This window comes from Rhizobium sophoriradicis (assembly GCF_025200795.1).
In the GTDB taxonomy this organism is placed as follows: domain Bacteria; phylum Pseudomonadota; class Alphaproteobacteria; order Rhizobiales; family Rhizobiaceae; genus Rhizobium; species Rhizobium sophoriradicis.
Genome location: NZ_CP104154.1, coordinates 152,660 through 173,099 on the forward strand (window position 1 = coordinate 152,660; position 20,440 = coordinate 173,099).

Below are 20,440 nucleotides of genomic sequence, written 5' to 3' on the forward strand. Positions count from 1 at the left end.
GTTAAGTCTTGACGGTTCCTTTCGCGCGCCCCTTAGCGGAGCCGCGCTTCTCCTCTCCCGAAAACTCCTCCCCGAAGCTCTCGGAAAACCTCTTCTGTGACATGGTAAGATGGGTGCGCATAGCGGCCTTTGCGCCCGCCGCATCGCCGGCGGCGATCGCATCGCGAATGGCCCGATGTTCGTCGAGAGCGCTGCGCCATGTCGTCGGCCCCTCGAAATGGCTGGCGAGCCTGGCGAAATAAGGGGTCATGCGCATGTCGAACATTTCGCCCGTCACCCGGATCAGCGTCGCATTGCCGACGATGGCGGCAATGCCGGTGTGGAAGGCACGGTCGGCGGCAAGCACCGCGCTCGCATCATTGACGCCGCCGCTCATGCGCATCAGCGCCTCGTCCAACACGGCGATGCCGTCCGGCTTGGCGCAGCCCGCCGCTTCCTCGGCAATGGCACATTCGATGATGGCGCGCGCCTGCAGCAATTCGAAAGGTCCCTCCACCGGCTCGCGTTCGCTTGCCGCGGCATTGGCGCTATGCTGGCGCACCACATAGATGCCGGATCCCATGCGGATGTTGATGAGGCCTTCGACTTCCAGGACGATCAGCGCCTCGCGCACCGTCGGGCGTGATACGGACAATTGCTCCGCCAGATCGCGCTCGGCCGGCAGCCGCTGGCCGACGGCAAGCTCGCCGCTCGCGATCATCAAACGAATCTGATCCGCTACCTGGCGATAAAGGCGGCGTGATTCCACTGGCGAAAACATCACGGTCTCCCAGGCGGCTTCTCCTCCAGCCGCGGTTGGTCAACTGGCCTGACCAATTAACGCCTCGATACCATTCCTCGGGTTGTGCGTCAATACGCCGCATAAACGCGAAACACGAATGCTGCTGTGGACGCAGGTCGCTCTGACCGGGTCTGCGGGTGGTTGCTGAGTGCTGGGAACCTTCGCGGCCATCCAGTGTTTTGGTAGCCGATTTGGGAGCATGACGATGAATTATCTCTGGCTTTTTGCGGTGGCGGGAGGAGCGGCCCTTCTGGGCGTTGCTCTCTGCTTCGGAATGATCAAGCAGGATGGCCGGCGTTCGATCGCTGCCATTGCCGGCGCTTTCGTGGTTGCCATCGGCGCCCTGGGAGTGGGTGTCTATGTCGCCACCGCCCCGACGGCGCCCCTGCGTGCCTCCGATAGGGAGGGCTCGCAAAACAGGCTTCCGGCGGCCGCGACGACTGAAAAGGATCTGCCGGGAAGGTGACTAAAGCATGTTCGCGCAAAAGCGTGCAGCGGTTTTGCGACAACGACATGCGTGAAAACAAAGAGCTAAAGCGCGAGAAGCGAATCCGAAAGATCGCGACGCCGCTTTAGGGCCGCCCGCCCAACACGGCGAGCGGGCTCGCCACTATCGGCAGGAGGTGCACCATGGCGGGTTTTGCGGTTATTCAGGAGCGTGCGTTCGCCGCAGCGCTCAAATCAATGACGGACGAAGAGCTTTTCCGCCTGATGGCAAAACTGGAAATGCGTAGCCAAGGATCGGGCCGATCCTCTTTAACAGACGAGACCTTCGCCAAGATCGTTCTCACCGAAAGCGCCATCGAAAGGCGTTTCCCAGGCCAGATGCTGAGGCCTTACAAGGAATGGCAAGCGCGGCGGCGACGGCAGGAGGCCCATCAGTGGGCGGCGGCTCGTGCGCGGGGCGGTCGGGCGATTTCGGGTGAAGCGGAGCCAGAGACGCCTGGGAGGTCATAGGCATCGGCCGCGAAAGCTTCGAGGGCCCGGCGGTTGCGGATGATCACCAGGCCGCGGGTGGAATAAATGAGATGCTCGCCTTCCAGGATGTGTAAGGCATCGGTAACGCTCGACCGCCTGACGCCAAGCACCGTCGCGAGATGCTCATGAGTAATGGCAATCTCCGCGCCGTTCAGACGATCATTGCACATCAGGATCCACTTCGCCAATCGCACGTCGATCTTGTGAACGGCGTTGGAGAGCGCGGTGTGGGCGACCTGCGCGAAGAAGTTATGGAAAAAATGCGAGAGCAGCGGCAAGACCGCGGGGTTCTCACGCAGAAATCCTGCCAAGGCAGCGGTTTCGACGCGACGTCCATGGCCGGCGACCTGCATCGTGACCTGGAAAGGGAAGCTATTCCCTTCCATGATAAGGGCTGGCGGCGACACGCCGTCCCTGCCGACAAGGCCGATCTCCGCGCTCCTGCCCGCGGCAGATGTCGCCACCACGGAGGCTATACCGTTTTCCAGAAAGTAATAATGACTGACCGGCATGCCGGTATGAACGAGATCGAGGTCGCGCGGCAGGATGAGCGGCTCGAGGATCGTCTCGAAGGCCAGAAACTCGGTATCCGTCAAATGCGATAGGATGAGATTTTGGGTGCATCGCATGGCCCTGTCCCTTGCTTGGCAAGAGCACATCGCTCTTAGCCGCCAGCGCCATAAAATCTGCTGAAGATGCCAGCAATTATGGACCCCGGGAGGAGAGATTGCAAGCCGCCTGGCGCAGCCTGCATCGTCGAGCAGGTTGCGCAGACCCAAGGCTTTTGTACGCAAGCGCACGTCGGACCGAAACTGCCGTCGCAGGTGCTAATGTAACGGAATGGAATTCCGGGAGTGCTCTGGTATGGATCAAAATACCTTTCCGGGCGACGGCGCAGAAATCTATCGCCACATCGTCGAGAGTGCGCTGGACTACGCCATATTTGCGATGGATCTCGAGGGCACCGTGGCGACGTGGAGCACCGGCGCGGAACGCCTCTTCGGTTATTCAGCACCGGAAATCCTCGGACAGAACAGCGCCGTGATCTTTACCTTCGAGGATCAGCTCGCCGGTGCAGCGCTCAAGGAGATGAGGCTTGCTCTTACCGCCGGACGTGCCAGCGACGATCGATGGCACGTCCGAAAAGACAACAGCATGTTCTGGGCCTCCGGGCTGATGATGCCGCTTCGTAACGACACCGGCCAGATCTACGGCCTGATGAAGGTCGTCCGCGACCGCACACGAAGGCTGCAGCAGGACGAAGCGCTGCGCGCCAGTGAGGAGCGCCTGCAGCTCATTCTCAAAAGTGCGATCGACTATGCAATCTTCGCCTTCGATCGGGAAGGAATGATCATCAGCTGGAACACGGGAGCCTGCCGGATCTTCGGCTATGAGGAACAGGAGATTCTCGGGCGCGACGCGCGTATTCTCTTTCTCCCGGAGGACCGAGAAGACGGCGCACCGGAACGCGAGATGAAGGCCGCGCTAGAGCACGGCCGCGCGGAAAACGAACGCTTCCACTTACGTAAGGACGGTTCGACATTCTGGGGCAGCGGATTGACGATGCCGCTGCGTGCCCATCACCATGGTGCCGGCTTTCTCAAGGTGCTCCGCGACGACACCCAGCGGCACTCCGCCGACGAACATCAGCAGGTGATGATGCGGGAGATGAGCCATCGCATCAAAAACAGCCTCGCGCTGGTTGCGGGAATGCTTGCGATGCAGGCGCGCTCGACGAAACACCCGGACGTCGAGCAGGCCCTGCGTGACGCGGAAGCGCGCGTCGGAACGATTGCCCAGGTGCATGATCAATTGTGGCGGCAGCCCCATATCGAAATGGTGGATCTCGCCGATTTCCTGTCGAGTCTGTGCCAGCGCCTCGAACAGTCGACCTCGCTCCACACTGTCTCCGTCGACGCGGATCCTTGCATTGTCGATGCCGACCGTGCCATCCAGATCGCCCTTCTGGTCAACGAGCTGGTAACGAACGCCTTCAAGCACGCCTATTGCGATGGCGGCGGCGCAGTCTGCGTTATCGCGCGCAACAACGGCGGTGAACTCCGCCTCGAAGTATCGGACGGCGGCAAGGGCCTGCCCCCGGAATTTTCGTCCGACGAAAATGGCGGAAAAAGCCTGGGAATGAAGGTGGTGCGCGCGCTTGTGCAGCAACTGAGGGCCGAGCTCCAGATCGAAGATCGACGGCCGGGTGCGGGTTTCGTCATTCGATTGCCGAGAGATGCTTGAGCGGCCGCTGGCCGGCAACGACCTGCCGCTCACCCCATGAATTCCTGGCGCTTATGCTCGGCGTGCGGCGCTCCGGCGTGTCGAACGAACTGCATGTCATCGAAGGACTGAGAACAATCAGGTCGTCCGGTGTGGGACATGGGATCAATGGTAGGTGATGGCGGCGCCGGTTTGAAGGCGCATGATCGTCGCGCGAAGCTGGAGGAGTTCCCTGAGGATATCTTCCCAGCAATCCTCATCGGCGCTGGCGATCGATGTCATCGACCTGCGGATCGTCTGAAGGAGACGGTGGGCCTGTCGATCGGAACGGTCGTCGCAGAGATGCTGAAGATCATCGATGATCTGTCTGAGGACAATCCGCCGTTCTCGAAAGCTCAGGGACGAGGAACAAACCGCGATTAGGGCGTTAGGCCGCCTCCTATTCATCATGACACGCTAACCGGTCGGCCTTGACGGCTGGCGAGCGCGCGCCTGATGTGGCTGTCGAGATTGGCAAGCTTTCGAAATCCAGATGCATGTGCCGCATCAAACCACTGAGCCTATGCGGGTTGCGGATCCCGCATTCGAACCAGGAGACAAGTTCCCGCGCAACCTGCTGCGCCGCCGGACTGCCGATTTCGCAGGACTTTTCCCGACACCATTCCTTCAGTACAGAGTGTAACATGCCGATGTCCTCGGGCTGCAGCGCCGGCTTCGTAATCCCCGAATGCTGGGTCATTTCCGCATTCCTCCCCATTACGTGAGGTGATCCTAATCTTCGGATTTTCGATTTCAATCACGGGTACGGAAGCGTACGTATGCCGGTTGCCGGGTTGATTTCCAGCCACAAGACCGTGGAACCAACGAGGTCGGATCAGGTTCGGCAGGAACGAGGAAGAACGTCGCACGGCAGGCTTGAATGTGATACGCAGGGTGCAGAAGCGGATCGCCTGAGGTTTGAGTCGCCATTGAGCAGCATGATCATCGTCAAACCAAGGCTATTGTAGGCGCCCGCCATGAAATCGCTCAACCCGGTCGCCGGCAAGACGATCCTCATTATCGGTGAGTCCGGCTTTCTGTCGAACGAGGCAAAACGGGCATTGATCCGCCGCCAGGCTTCGATCGCCGGGCCTGTCGTCGTCTCCAGCGCGATGGAGCGCTTAAGCGAAGGTCTTCAATTCGAGGCGGTAATCATCGACATCAGGATTTCCGATCAAGCCATGCTCTGGCTGAACGACTGGCTCGAGACACGCCGAATCCCCTTCGTCTTTGCCCATCACCAGCAGTCGCAAGCGCCTCCCGGCGGCTTTGTGCTGAGCGGTCGTTCTTCCGATATCGATGCGGTGGCCGCGGCTTTGTTCGGACCTGATGCCTCCTATTATCATTGAGGATGTTCGCTTCCGTACAGTTCTGCCAGGGGAGTTGTACCGGCCTTCGTCGAACGCCATTATTAAGCGGCACAATGGGAAGCTTCGGCATCAGGAAGGGCGCTATGCCTGACTGTCAGTCCAAACATCTCAAAGCACTGGATTCTGCCGGTATCAGCCGCTTGCGGTCCATCCTGAATGCGATCTGCCGCGAGACCGGCGAGCCGTTGTGCGGCCCTGCGATGCAGAAGATCGCCGCATTGCTGATCGGCCTCTTTCGCCACGGCGTGACAGACCCTGACAAGCTGCTATCGGTTGGCCGCCTCGCACTGACACAGAATGCGCGCGGTATGACAAAAGCCACCGCATTCAAACCTGGCGGGCAGGTGGAGGCGCCATAGCCGAACGCGATCCGAACGGCCGCCTGCATGAAGGATCAATGGAACCCGATGGCGCGGCCGAAGTTCGGGGAGATGGAACCGAACCACGACATCAGCGAATTTGAACCAACGACCAATCCGGCGATCACTGGATTGCTCGGCCGTTGCCCGCGATGTCAGCGGGGCCATCTGTTTGCGACTTATCTGAAGCTCGCACGCCACTGTGATGTCTGCGGCCTGGACTACTCCTTCGCGGATCCGGCAGATGGGCCCGCTTTCTTCTCAATGAGCATCGCCGCCGTGCCCGCCCTCGCCTTCGCCCTATGGATCCAATTGGCGTTCGAGCCGCCGATCTGGGTTCATCTTCTGGTCACCCTGCCTGTGACCGCACTTGCCTGTGTCCTCCTTCTGCGTCCGCTCAAGGGCTGGCTCGTCTGCTCGCAATTCTTCCATAAAGCGGAAGAGGGCAGGATTGATGCTGACTGGCACGCGTCAGAAGCCGAGCGAAAAGGCAAAAACTGATCGGCGTAGCCGCAAGTTTCCGGGCAGGCCAGACGTGCCAGATCGAACGTCAGTCCAAGGTCAACGCGTAAGTTGAGTGCCGATCAATCGTCTATATTCCTCTTCGGCTGCACCGTAGGATCCGTGCGCCTCTTCGATCAGTCCGCGCCGGTTGAGGATAACGATCTGCCGACGGGTGGAGCGGATTAGCCCTTTGCCTTCGAGCAGGTGTAGCGCGACGGTGACGCCGGCCCGACGGACGCCCAACATCACAGCCAGAAACTCATGCGTCAGCCAGATGGTCGTGCCATCGGTTCGGTCATGCACCATCAACAGCCAGCGCGCGAGCCGCTCCTCAAGCTTGGCATGGCCGTTGGCAAGAACCGTCGAGGTCGTCTGGGCAAGCAGCGTCTGAACATAGGCAAGAAGAAGACTGCGCAGGGCGCGGCTTTCTTCCACGGCGGCAGAAAGGACGGGTGCGGGCAATTTGAAGCCGTGTCCGGAAATCTGCATGAATGTCCGGTTCGCGGACTGTTCGCCTCCGAGTATGACCGCGGCGCCGGTCATGCCCTCACGGCCGACGATGCCCACTTCGAGGTCGCGCCCGCCCGGAAATCTCGCCACGATCGACGCAAGCCCAGATTCCAGAATATAGACATTGCTGATAGGCGTATCTTCCAGTTCAAGGACCAAGGGAACCTCGAGATCGAGCGGCTCCAGATAGGGCACGAGAAGTGCACGCTCCTGCGGCCCCATGGCCCGCAAAAGTTCGTTTCGAAAAGTCAATTGCTGGTGATCCATATTCATTCGCGCATCTATGGTAATGCGACCCTCTCGCGGGCGAACCTAACCATCTAGAATCGTTGAGCAACACACTGTGCACTAGCGTACAGAGCTGCGGCTGCCGCTGATGCGTCTGAAGCAAGTGGGCCGAAAAAGGCACATGGTGTGATCAAGGTAGACGGATGACGCGGCCGATGAAGGTCCCGGTACTCGCTCGGCGACAGATCGTTGATGTTGAGAAGTGCTGATAAGCCGGAACATGCCAGATGACCGCCTAGCTCGAGCCCTCCGCCGTCGCGATTGTCCTCGATATCCATTCACGGACAATTCTGTTTGCTCTCGCCGCCAGCTTCGTCGGGAAGCGATTGAAGCCGTGCGGGGCTTCGGGAAAGATCACGCAGTCGGCGTTGCTGCTTTGCTGCTGCCATTGCCGCGCCATGGAAAGGCTGTCGTCGATGATCGGATCGAGTGCTCCGGCGATCAGCAAGGCGGGCGGAAGCCCCGAGAGATCGGCAAACAGCGGACCTTTGGCCTCTCGCCCGTTTAGGCTCCGTGTCAGCCGCTGAAGGTTGCGGAGCGCCGATGGCCCGTCGATCACGAGACTCTTTCCGTTCGACCGCCGCAGGCTCTCCGATCCGGTCAAGTCGAAACCACCGCACATGGAAACAAATCCTGCAACTGCCTGTGCCTTGCCGCACTCGCGCAGATGAAGAAGCGCCTCCGCGGCAAGATGGGCGCCGGAGGACTCGCCGCCGAGGATGATCCGTTCAACCTGCAGTTCGGCGAGGTGCTCGACAAGCCACTTGACCGTCGTCCTGCAGTCATCGAGGGTGACGTCGAGCCGATCATCGACGGCGTTATGGAAATTCACCGCGGCCACCAGCATCCCGCAATCCCTTGCGATCGGGCGGGTGATGCCGTCATCGAGACGGGCATTGCCCATGACCCATGCACCGCCATGGAAATGGATATAAAGGCCACGAGCGTTTGCTCGCGGCAGGATCATTCTTACGCCGACAGGACTGCCAACGGTCAAGGTGGCGCGGCCGGCGGTTTGGCCGGGACGGGCCAGCGGATCAGGAACCAGGGATTGGACCGCCCGAACCATGGCTTGGATCGTCTTGGCATTCCAGCGCCGATCGGTGTGGTAACGAGGCAAGAGACCGAGGAGCGCGTTGAGCCTTCGAGCGCCGCGCAGTTCCTGCGTGGTGAAAGAGGGGTCCGAACCGGCTTTTTTCCTGATACTGGCCACGCTCACTTTGAGGTCAGCCCCTGGATCCTCGTCAAATGCATCCTGAGGTCCGGCAGAATCTTCTGCGAGGCGCGTTTCACCGCGCCGTCCGGACCATTTTGTGAATAGTCCGCGAAGAGCGCTACAGCCTCCTGATGCGCCGTCAGCTGTGTCGAAAGATAGGCTTGGTCGAGATTTGCCTGATCGCTTTGGCGAAGCGCCTCGAGCTTCTTGTTGTACTGGTCGTCGAGCGCTGTGGGCAGCGCAATGCCGTCCTCCTTGGCCGCATCGGCAAGCGTCGACCCTGCCCGGCCGTGATCCTTCAACATGTCGCCGGCAAACTGCCTGGCGTCCTCTGCCTTACCTTTGGCAGCTTCAATCTTGGCTGCCTCCACTTCGAACATATTCGACATGGCGGCGCGGGCGACGAAATCGGTTGCTTTGCTGCGAGCGGCATCATCGGCAGCGAAGCTGGGTACCGACGTCAACAAGAACAGGCAAAGGTTGAATATCAGCCGCATGATTGTCTCCTCATCCTTGATTTAGCGACGTCGCAATTGCGAATGCTCCCCAACAAGCGGATGCGGGGACGGTTCCGGCGTCCATGGCAGCCGCGCCTGAATCTTCTTTTGGAACCAGGACGAGACCGTGCAGTTAGGCTGGCGAAAAAGGAGAACTGATATGGCAGAGAACGAAATTCGCGACGTCTTCGTCGTCGGTCTGAGAAATGCGCACGCCATGGAAAACCAGGCGCTCAGCATCATGAAGCCGCAATTGAAACGGATCGAGAACTATCCTGAAGTTGCCGAAAAGCTCGACCGACATATACGCGAAACCGACGGCCAGATCGTGCGGCTGGAGGAGATTCTCGATGGATTGGGCGAGGATAAATCGACCCTGAAAGATATGGCGCTTTCGGTTGCCGGGTCCGTGGCCGCTCTCGGCCATGCGGCTGCCGGCGATGAGATCCTGAAGAACGCCTTCGCCAATTTCGCCTTCGAAAACTACGAAGCTGCCGCTTATAAATCGCTGCTGGCGGTCGCCGAGGCGGGCGGATACGGAGCGGCTACGTCCGGTCTTCAGGCTAATCTGGGCGAAGAGCTGGCGATGGCGGAATGGATCAATGGCAATCTGGTCGCTCTTACGACGAAGTTCCTGTCGCTGCGCCAGTTGGGCGAGACGGCCAAGGTGTAGGCTTTCAATTCAGCGGCTCACCAGCTGACCAAAGCGGAACCGATTGACGAAGTCGGCTGGGGGCCAACCATCGCGTCCATGAACCCATAACACTGCCTGCAGTCCCGCACTCATAGGAGAGCGAATATGGCAGAAACGACGATGCAGCCGAAGGAGAACCGCCTGCTGGGCCTGTTGCCCGAGGATGAGTATGCGGCGGTTGTCGCCCATCTCGAACCCTGCGCCACACCTCGCGGTTTCATCATCGCCCCGGCCGACGCAATCATCGAGCACGCCTATTTTCCCTGCGAGGGGATAGGTTCGGTCATCAATATCTCGCCCGAGGGCAATCGTGTCGAAGCAGGGTTGTTCGGTCGCGACGGCTTTGCACCGGCGGCTGCGGTGGTCGGTGCAAGCATCAGTGTCCCGGAAGTCACCGTCCAGGTGCCGGGTTTCGCCTATCGTCTACGGCAAAGCACGCTGCTCGATCTGATGAAAACCCAGCCGGTTTTTGCCAGCCTGCTCCACAAGGCCGTCTATGTTCTGGCCACACAGGCCGGCTTCACCGCCCTCTCCAATGCCGTCCACGAGATCGATGAACGGTTGGCCCGCTGGATCTTGATGTGTCACGACAGGATCGACGGCAACGAACTTGCGCTCACGCACGAGTTCATCGCCTTGATGTTGGCGGTGCGGCGGCCGAGTGTCACCACGGCCCTGCATCTGCTCGAAGGCTACCGCTTCATCCGCTCCGTTCGCGGCCTGGTGATCGTCAGGGATCGCGGCGGCCTGGAGGACTTCGCCTCCGACGCCTATGGCAAGGCAGAGGACGAATATGAGCGGCTGATCGGACCTCTCAGGAAACCGAAGCGTGGTCCGAACGACATACCTCCCACACGCCCGGCCTGAGCAAGCGGATCGAAGCCCGGCCGCGACTTATCTTCCGGCATACCCGCGGCCGGACCTCGCCTGCTCCGCTGGTAGAGCCCTTCTCAACCGGTTGTCCGGAACATTCCGCCTTTCGGCTGGTTCGAGAGCCGAAGGAGAGGAAGATGAACCAAGGTTCGGATCGTCGCGCTTTCGCGGTCTATATCGCAGCCATCGTCCTAGTCGGGCTTTTGATCGTGCTCGGCACTACGCTCTCCTGGAACGCAGGCAGCAGAAGCGATCATAGCATCGAGTTTTCAAGGGAGGCCAATCCGTGATGGAACGGCCGAAAGACGGTTCGGTCCGGGTGGACGGGCTGAGCAGTGAACAGCAGCGGAACGGCCTGAAACCCCTGTGGCTGGTCATCGCCCTGTTAGCAACAATGGTCGCCATCGCCTTTCTGCTTTACGTCTCGATCCTCGTCTACGGCGTAATGCAAAGGATGTAGCAGGTGCGGGCGGAGTTTTCGTCGCGAACGACCGCCATCGAAGGGCAGAGCCTATTTTTCCCTGCGTCGAGCGGCCAGCCGGAGCCGGATGGCGAAGTGATCGAGAGTGCCGGGCAGATTGTCGACAGCAAGCGAGGGTTGGAGCAGCACAACATCGGCCGCCGACAAGAAGGCGCCGACGGCAAGGCTCGCTACCGTCGGTACGAGATTATGTGCCGGGCAGATGACGGGACCGGCACTGAAGGGTACGAGCCCTGCCGCCGGCAACGCATCATTCGGACCCCAGATGCTCGGGTCCATCCGGTTGGCGTAGAGGAACTCGGGGTCTCGATGGAAGAATGGTGCGAAGATGATGACGCCCGTGCCACGCGGGATGATCCTGCCGCCACATTTGATATCCTCGGTCAGCTGTCTGAGGATGACGGGTGTTGTCGGCCAGAGCCGCAAGACCTCGAGCAGGCAACTGCGGGTGAAAGGACGGTCGAGGTCCCCGCTCATGGCCTCTTCCACGGCTTTGCCCCAATAGCTCACATGGCAGGCCAGCATCGCCAGCGTCCTGATGACGGTAATTCCGGCCGCGTCGAAAGCGAACAGCCACTGGGCCACCTGGCTTTCCGGAGCAAACTCACCGCCTTTCGGAAACCGGCTGACGAGACTGTGCTTGTCCGGTTCGCTGAGATAGCGACCGACCTGCTGATGAAACAGGGCAAGCTCGCGCCGGTCGACCGGGGCGGCAGAAGCCCAGTTCGCCCGGCCTCGGAGGTCGTTCAAGGTCTCGGTCAATTTGATGTCATTGCGTGCCCGCTCGCCGAGGACGAGTCGCCGGACGACGCGAAACCAGGCCTGCGAAAAAGCTGGCCAATCGAGCTCACCCGACCGGTTGGATCTGATGTCGCCCAAAAGCTGGAGGAATTCGGCGTCGATGACACCCTTGAAATGGGCGGAATATGGATGGAGCCGATCTGCGGTTGCCAATGCCTGCTCATGAGCGGGCCGAAGCTCGGCGCGCCGCGGGGCCGACGACACAAGGACGTTCTTCGGTTCGAAGTGGGCAAGGGCGGCGTGCTTTTCCGGCGTTGCCGCGGCAAACGGTTCGGGCGAAGATTGGAGCACCGTGGAGACATCGGCCGGATCCAGGAGGAGCAGTTGCGGCCGGAATGGAATAGGCAGCAGAAGAGGCGCCGGACCGTATTTCTTTTTCAGCCGCTGCATCTGTTTCACGGCTTTTGCATTCCAGTCCTGGCGTTCCGCCAGATGCTCGATCGTCGGGCGGCGGATGATGATGCCCTTGGCAACCGTCGGGGCCACGATCGTCATGATCACCCGAAGCGTATCGGTCCACCCGGCACGGTTTACTCTGGGAAAAACAGCGTGGCTTCGCGCATTCATGACACTCCAGCCCGGTCGGCAGCGGCCCTCCATGGCGGAGGGGTCTGACCTGTACGTGTAGAGCCATCTTATCGGCTTGAATTTGGAACCGGGACGAGGACCTTTTGTTCCTGCCGGCCGGCCGATGAACCGACTGGGCGCTCAGTCGGCGAGATGGTTTCCGAGCATCTGCAGCAGGGACTCGCGGGCACGGCTGACGCGGCTTTTCAAGGTGCCGATCCGGCACCCGCACATCCTGGCGGCATCCTCGTAACTGGTTCCGGCAGCCACCAATGTCAGTGCGCGGCGCCGGTCGTCGGAAAGACGTGTCAGGGCCCGCTGCAGCTCGTGCTCCCGTAGCGTCCACTCCTGGGTCGGCGCGATCGCAACCTGTTCCAGCGCCGCATCCATCCCGACCGGCTCGCGTTTTTGCCGGCGGTAATTGGTGCAGAACGTATTTCGAAGGATGGTGAAAAGCCAAGATTTGAGCGAGGTGCCGGGCTGATAGAGATGCAGCGAGTTCAGCGCCTTCAGCAAGGTCTCCTGGACGAGATCATCAATGTCGTCCTCACTGCGCAGAAACCTGCGGGCAAAGGCGCGCAATGCCGGCGTCAGTTCGACGATCTCAAGCTCGATTGCGGACTTTTCTTTGCAATGCGACGCAGGACGTACGGAAGACGAGGAAGTCATTTTTCTCTCCTGGGATGAGAGGGAAAGTTCCAGCCGTCCTATTCGTTGCCGTACGATATCGGACAAAGCGGTGTTTTGCCTGGACCGGCTTTCTCGTCGACCAGTCACGACCTCGCCCGAGACCAGCATTGCGGATAGGGAGCATTCACGACCGTACAAATGGGAACAACGGCTTTCGGCGATTGTTCGGCTGATCGCCGTCCCGACAGTCTCGGGTCGGCCTCTTCCTTGGCCGGATAGAGATGACGCCTCCAGCCACGGAGGCGTCATTTCCACGCGGAACATCCGGCCGATGCGAGAGTTGATTGTCGTCACGACACGCCACAGGAGGACTGAAATGGCAACCGAGAAGACTCTGAACGACCTGTTTCTCGATACCCTTAAGGACATCTACTATGCCGAAAAGCAGATACTGAAAGCCCTGCCGAAGATGGCCCGCGCCGCGCAATCGGAAGAGGGCAAGGCCGCGTTTCTGCAGCATCGCGACGAGACCCAGGCTCAAGTCGAACGCCTCGAGCAGGTTTTCGAGATGGTCGGCAAGCCGGCCCGCGGCAAGACATGCGAAGCCATTCAGGGCATCATCGCCGAAGCCGAGGAAATCATGGACGAGTTCAAGGGCACGGCCGCCCTCGACGCCGGCCTGATCTCATCGGCGCAGTCCGTCGAGCATTATGAGATCGCCCGCTATGGCACGCTGATCGCATGGGCAAAGCAGCTCGGCCTCAAGGATGCCGTGCCGCTGCTGCAGGCAACGCTGGCCGAAGAAGAGGCGACCGACAAGAAACTCACGCGGATCGCCGAGGCTTCGGCCAACGTGAAGGGCAAGGGCAAGGCAGCCTGAGCCCGTTCATTCAGCAACGGCCGCCGCCCCGGCGGCCGTGCTTTGCACCTGCTTCTCCTGAGATCAAAGACCAAGCTGCCAGATTTCGGCGGCGATGATATTTCCCTCGGGTGCGATCAGACGCGCCGTGCTCACCCCCTTGAAGCCGGGCAGCCGCTTGGTTCCGGTCCAGCGCCCATCGTCGGCAAAGACTTCGATCGACCCCGCATCGAGGAAGATCCGGATGGTCGACGGGCGCGCGCCGGCGGCGATATAGCGGGGCGATGCCTTGGTGTTTGCCACCGAGAAGGGAATGCTCAGCCCGCCGTCGTTCAGCTGAACTGCGACCGTCGCCTCGGGGTGTTCGAGATCGAGGCGGAAAGCGCTGCCGGCCTGCCCGAGGGTGAGCAGGATTTCGACGGAGCCGTTGGCGAGATCGACGGTCCGGCCATCCAGTAGGCCTCCAGCATCCAGCTGGCGCTGCCGCAGGCTTTCGACACCTGACACCGGCGGCGTGATCAGCGCACCGTCTTGCAATGCCAGCCGGCGCGGCAGCGTCATCGCCGTCGGCATGTCGATCTCCTTTGAGATATCTGTCCAGTTCGCAAGCCAGGCAATGCCGGTCGGGCCAGCCTCGTCGACGAAGGCCTGGAAGGCGTAGGCATCGGTGCCGAAATCCAGCTCCTGTTCGAATTCCACGGAGAAGCTGCGGCCATCGAAACGGCCGACGGTCGCAAACGTCATGTTGCGCCGACCCGTTGCCGGGTCTCGGCTCGTCAGCAGACCGAAGATCAGAGCCCAGCGCGTCGCCGGGTCGTTGGCGGGGCCGTCGAGGGGCAGCATGCAGGGGCACTCCGCCGCCGTCATTCCGAAGCGGTTCTCGCGGTGAAGCGTGCCGAGGAAGGTCCATCCCGTCGCCGCGGCCGGATCATCGGTTTCGTAGAGCAGGATGACGCCGCCCTCGCGGTCTCGCGTACCGAGCAGCATCTTCCATTTGCCGTCAGGCCCCTTGAAGACGTAAGGGTCGCGGAAATCGGTCGTCAGGCCGAGCCCGGCAGGACGCGCCGGCAGGATGAGGCGCGCCGGCTCGACATTGACAAGATCGCGGCTGGTGGCCGTGAACTGTACCTGTTCTTCCGGTTCCCGGTCCTTCATGTGCTCGGTGAAGAAAATGCGAAGGCCGGGTTCATCGCCGGGGAGAGCGATCGCCGAGCCGGAAAATGCCCCGCCCCGCCCGTCGGCCCGCGCGGCGAGTTCATCCGAAGGGAAAAGAAAGATCGGGAGATGCGTCCAGCGAAGATAGTCCTTCGAGACCGCATGACCCCAATGCATGTTGTTCCACCGAAGGCTATGGGGATAGTGCTGGTAGAAGAGGTGCAGCTTGCCGCCGAACCTTCCAAACCCGTTCGGATCGTTCATCCAGCCGAAAGGCGGGCGGAAATGATAGCCACCCGGCACTTCGGGGGCGGCGTTTGCAGGGCGGGCATGCAGCAGCCGGATGCCTTCTTCGAGAACCGAGGCTTGGCGGAAGGCATAGAGTACCGAGACCTCTGTTGTAGCAGGATCGTAGGAGAAGGCGGTTTCTCCGCCTCGTTCCAGCGTCAGCGGCCGAAACTCGAATTCATCGGGATTTGACGTTTCGACGGCGCCGGCCAGGTCTCCATCGACATGTGACGTCAGCTTTGCCGGGGCGCCGTCATGCGACGCCTTGATCCAGGCATGGATCGTGCAACCCGCCGGCAGCACGGCGCTGATCGTCTCCAGCCCCGCTTCATCCGAGGGCGAAATCGCTTGGCTTGTCATCAATTCAACCTTTCACGGCAGAGCCGATAAAGGAGCTCACGAACCAGCGCTGGAATGCGAGGTAGAGCCCCAGGATCGGGATCATCATCAAAACGGAGGCGGCCATCGCCCGATCCCAGTAGATGCTGTCCTGCCCGAAGAAGGTGGCGATGGCCACCGCGATGGGGCGGGCATAATCGGTCTGCGTGACGAGGATCGGCCAGAGATACTGGTTCCAGGTCTCGATGCCCATGAGGATCGACACGGTGGCGAGTGCCGGCAGGCTGAGCGGCAGGAAGATGGAGCGATAGGCCCGGAAAAAGGATGCGCCGTCGACCTCTGCGGCCTCAAGCAATTCCTTCGGCAGCTGCGCGAAGAACTGGTAGAACAGGAAGATGTAAAGCGGGCTTGCGACCCAGGGCACGATCTGCACCGCGAAGGTATCTGACATACCCGCCCTGGAAACCATGATCACCAGCGGCATGATGATGCTTTCCTGCGGGATCACGTAGAGCGCAATCACGACGGACAGGATGACGGCGCGGCCCTTGAGCGATCCACAGGCCAATACGAAGCCGGCCATCGAATTGACGATCAGGCCGGAACAGACCGTGGTGATCAGGATGATCAACGAGTTGATGAGATAGCGTCCGAAGGCGAGTTCGCCGGAGAGGTGGCCGACCTCGGCGTAGTTGGAAAGCGTCGGGTTCGACACCCAGAAGGCCCGGAAGCTGCCCATGTCGGCCAGAATCTGGAACCGGTCGTCCTTGAGGCTGGCGACGACGAGCAGCAGCAATGGAGAGACGATCACCAATGCGATGATGAAGATGCAGACGGTCTGGATGGTGCGCAGAATCCTCGTGGCGGAACGCGGCTGCGCCGTGCTGGCCTGCGGGATCGAGAGAGCGATATCAGACATCGAAGCGCCTCAGGAGCTGGCGCTGGATCAGCGCGATGACGAGAACGATCACGAACAGGATGACCGAGACGGCGGAGGCATAACCCATCTTCTGCTCTTCGAAGCCGGCGCGGACCATGTAGTGCACCACCGTTTCGGTGCTGCTTTTCGGCCCGCCCTGCGTGAGGATAGCGACCTGGGTATAGAGCTTGAAGGCCTGGATGGTGGTGATGACAAGCACGAAGACATGGGTCGGCCTGAGGCCGGGCATGGTCACATGCCAGAAGCGGCGGAAAGCGTTGGCGCCGTCGATCTTGGCCGCATCGTAGAGTTCGTCAGGAATGCCCTGAAGCCCGGCGAGGTAGACGATCATCTGGAAACCATAGGCCTGCCAGGCCGAGAGCAGCACGAGCGAGAACATTGCCCATTGCGGATCGCCGAGCCAGTCGATCGGCTGGATCGCCCCGCCCGAGAGGAAACCGAGGATCTGGTTGAACGGCCCGGTGGGATACTGGAATAGCGTGCCCCAGATGACGCAGACCACGACCATCGAGGTGATTGCCGGCAGGAAGAACATGCCGCGCAGCAGGTTGCGGAACGGCAGCTTCTGATGGAGCAGCAGCGCCGTCGCAAAAGCGAGGCCGCACTGCGCTGGAATGATCCAGAAGGTGAAGCGGGACACGTTCCAAAGGGCCGTCCAGAACAGGTCGTCCTGAAAGATACGGATGAAATTGTTAAACCAGACGAACCGGACCGGCGTCGGCCGCGGCACCAGAGGCTGGTTGGTCATCGCCGTCCAGAAGGACAGGAGGAACGGCACGATCAGAAAGAGGGTCAATAGGATGACGGCCGGCGCCAGCATGGCGGCTTCCTGCATCAGCCGTCCCTTGTCGTGGCGGCGCGCCGAGGCTTTTCGAACTGATGTCGAAGATGTCGATTGCTGCAGGACCATATAGCTCCTCCTTTCCCAATTTGGCTGCCGGTCGCGCCCGGCGATGTCTGCCGGAGACATCGCCGGGCCGCGACCTGTCGACGACGAGACGCCTATTGCTCGTCGCCGAATGGCGGATAGCCGTCATTGTCCTCGATATCCTGGTCGATCTTCTTGGCGGCCGATGTCAGCGCTTCCTTCGGATCGCCGCCATTGAACACCTCGTCGACGGCCTGCATGAAGGCGGAGGTGATGGTCGGATAGGCTGGGTGCGGCGGGCGGGCGATGGCCGTCTTCGAGGCCTGCTCGAAGGCGATCGCCATCGGGCCGCCGGGAGCATAGAGCGGAGATTCAGCGGCGAAACTCTTCAGGCCGGGATAGCCGGACTGGCTTGCGACGTAGGCGCGAAACTCCTTGTCCTTCAGCAGGAAGCTGACGAACTTGCCTGCGATCTCGGGATGCGCCGACGTCTTGGTGACCGCCCAGATCCAGGTGCCGTCGGGGCTCGCGCCCTTGGCGCCGAATTTTGGAAGCGGCAGCACGACGATGTTGTCCTTCATGGTCGCGGCGGCTTCCGCATAGACCCAGTGTCCGCCGAGTGCCAGCGCTGCCGGATTGCCTTCGGCGAAGAACTGGTTGGTCCCGGCCGATTGCGGCACGACCCAGCCATTGTTGACCCATTTCTGCATCATTGCCAGCGTATCGACGCAGGCGTCGCTGTCGAGCGTGCCTTCGGATTTCCAGGCCTTGCGGTCGATCAGATCGCAGCCGGCCGATTGCAGGATCGGGCCATAGGCATAGGTGATCCATTCGGTCTTGATGCCGTAGCCGCGGAAGGTGTCGATCGGCCACTTCACGCCATCGACTTTGGAAAGCTTCTCGAGATAGGTTTCGAACTCCTCCCGGGTCCAGGCATCCTCGACGGATTTCGGAATGCGGGCGCCAATTGCTTCGAGATATTTCTTGTTGCCGTAAAGAACGACCGAGGAGTCGGTCAGCCCGATCGCGTAGAGGTCCTTATCGATCGGGTATGTGCCCTGGGCGATGTTGGACTCCGTCATGTCGTCGAGGAGATCCTTGTCGATCAGCGGTTTGATGGGCTGAAGATAGCCCGACCAGACGTAATTGGCGAGGAACGGTGCATCGAGCTCCATGACGTCGGGCAGCTGCTTGGCCATGACGGCGGCGCTGAACTTCTCGTTATAGGCATCGTGCGGCGCATAGATGAACTGCACGTCAACATCGGGATTGGCCGCCTCGAACCGTTCGGCGACCTTGCCATAGGCGGCGACAAAACCGGGATCGCCCTGGTGCATGACCTGGATGACGGTTTTCTCGGCTGCCTGCGCCCCCATGGCTGATAAGGCCGAGGACAGGACCAGAGACCAAAGTAAACGTTTACCCATTAGAATTCCTCCTCAATTGAATGGGCCTATTTCAATTTATACGGATGCCCGCTCCACCAGTTGGAACGGCAGTTTCTGCACCCCGACCGGGACCCGGTCTTCGGCAAGCAGGATTTGTGCGGCCTGGCGGCCCATGGCGCGATGGGGAAGCGCCATGGTGGTCAGCGGTGGGTCGAGACGCGAGGCGATCTCGACCTGGTTGTCGAAACTCGCAACGGCGACGTCGTCGGGAATGGACGCGCCTGTCCGGCGCAGCGCGGCATAGACCTCCATGGCAACGCGGTCATTGCCGCACAGGATGGCATCGGGGCGCCGGGAGCCGTTCATCATCGCATGCACATGCGCGGAGACAAGGCTGTGGGCCCGGTCGCTGTAGATCGCCTTGCTGACGGCGGGCAGGACGATGGCGCCGGCTCCGTCGATATCAGCCTGATCGAGCGCCTGCCGGAAGCCGAGTTCACGAAGTTCGCCGGCGAGCAGCCCCGGCAGATTGATGAAGGCGATGTTGCGGCGGCCGGCATCGATGAGATAGTTGGTAATCTCGAGCGCCGCCCCAGTTTCATCGGGCACCAGCGAAGTGACGCGGTCGTTGGCATCGCGGCAATTGATCATGACGCCGACCGCATCGGCAAATTCGGGCGGCAGGTCGACGCTCTTGTGATACATGGCGGCGTAGGCGATCGCCCGCGGACGAAAGCGCCGCATCTCGTCGAGGATCGATGCGATGCTCCGGTGGCCGCCGAGCGTCATGGCGAAGACGGCCATGTCTGCGGCGCGCACGGCGCCGTCAAGCCCCCTGATGATCTCCGTGGCAAAAGGCGAGGTGATCAGATCATCGGCGACAAGGCCGACGAGCGGCATCCAGCCCTGCCGCATGCTGCGGGCGGCGAAGTTGGTGACATAGCCGAGCTCCTCGGCGATCTCCTTGATCCGCTGCCGGGTTTCATCGGACATGCGCGCGGAGCCGCCATGTAACGCGCCTGAGACGGTCTTGACGGAAACGCCTGCACGGGCGGCTATGTCGTTGAGTGAAGCGGTCACTGGCTTGCTTTGGGTTATCGATTACCCATACCGGTATCAATCCCATTTTGATGAGTCAAGCGGGTGCAGTTCGCCGCTGTGGATCGCGTGCGCTGCGCGCCTGCCCTTTTTTACGTCATCTTCCGCTGCCTTGTCGGGTGCGGAATCCCCTCCCCGCGCGGCATGGCACGGCATCCTCCAACGCACCTCGGCAACGAGAGTGAGCTTCTCTGCGACCCCGAACCCCGCCGAAGCGGGGTTCCTGGGCAGGCAAGCCGTCAATTGTTATGGGCTGCGCACGCTTCGTCCATCGGAGTAGCATTGCTCCTGCCGCCCTGCGTCTGGAGATTGTCGGAATTGTTCACCGGATCGGGGCACTTGACCTTGTCCGTCTTCATCGTGCCGCCGGTCGTTGAGCCGGTCGTGGTGGTATCAGTGGCCATCGGCTTCTTGGCTTTCATGTCGCCGCTCGCGCCGCCGCCCTGATCTGCCGCATTCTTGTCGATCGTGGCGCCGGCCGGAGCCGGATTGGACTGGGCGAAGGCTGATGTGGCCATGCCGATGGCAAACAGCGAAGCTGCTACGAGTTTCATATGCATTGCGATATCCTCCTTGGGAATTTTGCCTTATTGGCCTATCCACAACCTCACTGGCAGGTCATTGTTCCGCAACGGCTGCTGACAAATATGTGGCGATTGGGCGCCTTCGACCGGCAGACGCAGCAGCGATTGAA

Annotated in this window: 25 protein-coding genes and 1 pseudogene; 12 read left to right on the forward strand and 14 right to left on the reverse strand. The window is 61.0% G+C overall.

All coding sequences use genetic code 11. The features are described 5' to 3' along the window. Position 1 precedes the first annotated feature (1 nt). Entirely contained in the window at positions 2-760 is a 759-nt protein-coding gene (locus tag N2597_RS26285; protein WP_009996592.1) for a FadR/GntR family transcriptional regulator, read from the reverse strand. 226 nt (positions 761-986) lie between these two features. On the opposite strand from N2597_RS26285, the gene N2597_RS26290 reads away from it, so the two are divergent. Then, the gene (locus N2597_RS26290) at positions 987-1,247 is read left to right on the forward strand and encodes a hypothetical protein (RefSeq protein ID WP_009996590.1); all 261 of its coding nucleotides are present in this window, start codon (positions 987-989) and stop codon (positions 1,245-1,247) included. Between the two features lie 412 nt (positions 1,248-1,659). On the opposite strand, the gene N2597_RS26295 is transcribed toward N2597_RS26290, so the two are convergent. Then, entirely contained in the window at positions 1,660-2,388 is a 729-nt protein-coding gene (locus N2597_RS26295; protein WP_183601959.1) for a Crp/Fnr family transcriptional regulator, read from the reverse strand. A 235-nt stretch (positions 2,389-2,623) separates the two neighbouring features. On the opposite strand from N2597_RS26295, the gene N2597_RS26300 reads away from it, so the two are divergent. The 3 genes and pseudogenes from N2597_RS26300 (at position 2,624) to N2597_RS26310 (ending at position 4,405) form a co-directional block, all read left to right on the forward strand. Then, positions 2,624-4,003, forward strand: a complete 1,380-nt coding sequence (locus tag N2597_RS26300) for a sensor histidine kinase (RefSeq protein WP_183602189.1) — start codon at positions 2,624-2,626, stop codon at positions 4,001-4,003. 7 nt (positions 4,004-4,010) lie between these two features. After that, positions 4,011-4,131 (forward strand): annotated as a pseudogene (locus tag N2597_RS26305) (Crp/Fnr family transcriptional regulator); the annotation flags it as partial. Between the two features lie 19 nt (positions 4,132-4,150). Next, entirely contained in the window at positions 4,151-4,405 is a 255-nt protein-coding gene (locus tag N2597_RS26310) for a hypothetical protein (RefSeq protein WP_183736539.1), read from the forward strand. Positions 4,406-4,421: 16 nt separating this feature from the next. Here N2597_RS26310 and N2597_RS26315 read toward each other — a convergent pair whose 3' ends face one another. Beyond that, a complete protein-coding gene (locus N2597_RS26315; RefSeq protein WP_009996582.1) occupies positions 4,422-4,721 on the reverse strand; it encodes a hypothetical protein in 300 nt (99 codons plus the stop codon). Between the two features lie 277 nt (positions 4,722-4,998). On the opposite strand from N2597_RS26315, the gene N2597_RS26320 reads away from it, so the two are divergent. From N2597_RS26320 to N2597_RS26330, 3 genes are all read left to right on the forward strand, one after another. Further along, positions 4,999-5,370: a hypothetical protein gene (locus tag N2597_RS26320; protein WP_040112015.1), complete on the forward strand. Its 372-nt coding sequence runs from the start codon at positions 4,999-5,001 to the stop codon at positions 5,368-5,370. A 104-nt stretch (positions 5,371-5,474) separates the two neighbouring features. Next, positions 5,475-5,750 carry a hypothetical protein gene (locus N2597_RS26325; RefSeq protein ID WP_077989869.1) on the forward strand — a complete coding sequence of 92 codons (276 nt, stop codon included), beginning with the start codon at positions 5,475-5,477 and terminating at the stop codon, positions 5,748-5,750. Between the two features lie 72 nt (positions 5,751-5,822). Next, on the forward strand, positions 5,823-6,251 hold the full coding sequence (locus tag N2597_RS26330) for a DUF983 domain-containing protein (protein ID WP_183602187.1): 429 nt from the start codon (positions 5,823-5,825) through the stop codon (positions 6,249-6,251). Between the two features lie 60 nt (positions 6,252-6,311). Here N2597_RS26330 and N2597_RS26335 read toward each other — a convergent pair whose 3' ends face one another. The 3 genes from N2597_RS26335 to N2597_RS26345 form a co-directional block, all read right to left on the reverse strand. Further along, positions 6,312-7,031, reverse strand: coding sequence for a Crp/Fnr family transcriptional regulator (locus N2597_RS26335; RefSeq protein ID WP_040142355.1), 720 nt, complete (start codon positions 7,029-7,031; stop codon positions 6,312-6,314). A gap of 256 nt (positions 7,032-7,287) precedes the next feature. Then, positions 7,288-8,271, reverse strand: a complete 984-nt coding sequence (locus N2597_RS26340; RefSeq protein ID WP_341356271.1) for an alpha/beta hydrolase — start codon at positions 8,269-8,271, stop codon at positions 7,288-7,290. After that, positions 8,268-8,765 (reverse strand): DUF4142 domain-containing protein, encoded by a 498-nt coding sequence (locus N2597_RS26345; RefSeq protein ID WP_183601955.1) that lies wholly within the window; start codon positions 8,763-8,765, stop codon positions 8,268-8,270. The genes N2597_RS26340 and N2597_RS26345 overlap by 4 nt, the downstream gene beginning before the upstream one ends. Before the next feature lie 160 nt (positions 8,766-8,925). Between N2597_RS26345 and N2597_RS26350 the strand changes: the two genes are divergently transcribed. From N2597_RS26350 to N2597_RS26365, 4 genes are all read left to right on the forward strand, one after another. Continuing rightward, the gene (locus N2597_RS26350; protein WP_106796426.1) at positions 8,926-9,438 is read left to right on the forward strand and encodes a ferritin-like domain-containing protein; all 513 of its coding nucleotides are present in this window, start codon (positions 8,926-8,928) and stop codon (positions 9,436-9,438) included. Between the two features lie 126 nt (positions 9,439-9,564). Beyond that, positions 9,565-10,326 carry a Crp/Fnr family transcriptional regulator gene (locus N2597_RS26355; RefSeq protein WP_183601953.1) on the forward strand — a complete coding sequence of 254 codons (762 nt, stop codon included), beginning with the start codon at positions 9,565-9,567 and terminating at the stop codon, positions 10,324-10,326. A gap of 143 nt (positions 10,327-10,469) precedes the next feature. Further along, positions 10,470-10,622, forward strand: coding sequence for a hypothetical protein (locus N2597_RS26360; protein ID WP_183601951.1), 153 nt, complete (start codon positions 10,470-10,472; stop codon positions 10,620-10,622). Next, entirely contained in the window at positions 10,622-10,792 is a 171-nt protein-coding gene (locus N2597_RS26365) for a hypothetical protein (protein ID WP_183736540.1), read from the forward strand. The genes N2597_RS26360 and N2597_RS26365 overlap by 1 nt, the downstream gene beginning before the upstream one ends. 51 nt (positions 10,793-10,843) lie before the next feature. On the opposite strand, the gene N2597_RS26370 is transcribed toward N2597_RS26365, so the two are convergent. Together N2597_RS26370 and N2597_RS26375 are read right to left on the reverse strand one after the other, a co-directional pair. Then, positions 10,844-12,181, reverse strand: a complete 1,338-nt coding sequence (locus tag N2597_RS26370) for a cytochrome P450 (protein ID WP_183601949.1) — start codon at positions 12,179-12,181, stop codon at positions 10,844-10,846. Positions 12,182-12,322: 141 nt separating this feature from the next. Beyond that, positions 12,323-12,850 (reverse strand): sigma-70 family RNA polymerase sigma factor, encoded by a 528-nt coding sequence (locus N2597_RS26375; RefSeq protein ID WP_040112008.1) that lies wholly within the window; start codon positions 12,848-12,850, stop codon positions 12,323-12,325. A gap of 337 nt (positions 12,851-13,187) precedes the next feature. On the opposite strand from N2597_RS26375, the gene N2597_RS26380 reads away from it, so the two are divergent. Next, positions 13,188-13,691: a YciE/YciF ferroxidase family protein gene (locus N2597_RS26380; protein WP_183601947.1), complete on the forward strand. Its 504-nt coding sequence runs from the start codon at positions 13,188-13,190 to the stop codon at positions 13,689-13,691. Positions 13,692-13,754: 63 nt separating this feature from the next. Here the strand turns inward: N2597_RS26380 and N2597_RS26385 are convergent, their stop codons facing one another. The 6 genes from N2597_RS26385 to N2597_RS26410 all read right to left on the reverse strand — a co-directional run bounded on the left by N2597_RS26385 (position 13,755) and on the right by N2597_RS26410 (position 20,306). Further along, entirely contained in the window at positions 13,755-15,473 is a 1,719-nt protein-coding gene (locus N2597_RS26385; RefSeq protein WP_183601945.1) for a GH32 C-terminal domain-containing protein, read from the reverse strand. Positions 15,474-15,477: 4 nt separating this feature from the next. Next, positions 15,478-16,371: a carbohydrate ABC transporter permease gene (locus N2597_RS26390; RefSeq protein ID WP_077989873.1), complete on the reverse strand. Its 894-nt coding sequence runs from the start codon at positions 16,369-16,371 to the stop codon at positions 15,478-15,480. Beyond that, positions 16,364-17,302 carry a carbohydrate ABC transporter permease gene (locus N2597_RS26395; protein ID WP_077989874.1) on the reverse strand — a complete coding sequence of 313 codons (939 nt, stop codon included), beginning with the start codon at positions 17,300-17,302 and terminating at the stop codon, positions 16,364-16,366. The genes N2597_RS26390 and N2597_RS26395 overlap by 8 nt, the downstream gene beginning before the upstream one ends. Before the next feature lie 92 nt (positions 17,303-17,394). Further along, positions 17,395-18,687 (reverse strand): ABC transporter substrate-binding protein, encoded by a 1,293-nt coding sequence (locus N2597_RS26400; RefSeq protein WP_183601943.1) that lies wholly within the window; start codon positions 18,685-18,687, stop codon positions 17,395-17,397. Between the two features lie 36 nt (positions 18,688-18,723). Next, entirely contained in the window at positions 18,724-19,728 is a 1,005-nt protein-coding gene (locus N2597_RS26405) for a LacI family DNA-binding transcriptional regulator (protein WP_077989875.1), read from the reverse strand. Between the two features lie 257 nt (positions 19,729-19,985). Further along, the gene (locus N2597_RS26410) at positions 19,986-20,306 is read right to left on the reverse strand and encodes a hypothetical protein (protein ID WP_064684170.1); all 321 of its coding nucleotides are present in this window, start codon (positions 20,304-20,306) and stop codon (positions 19,986-19,988) included. Between the last annotated feature and the right edge of the window lie 134 nt (positions 20,307-20,440).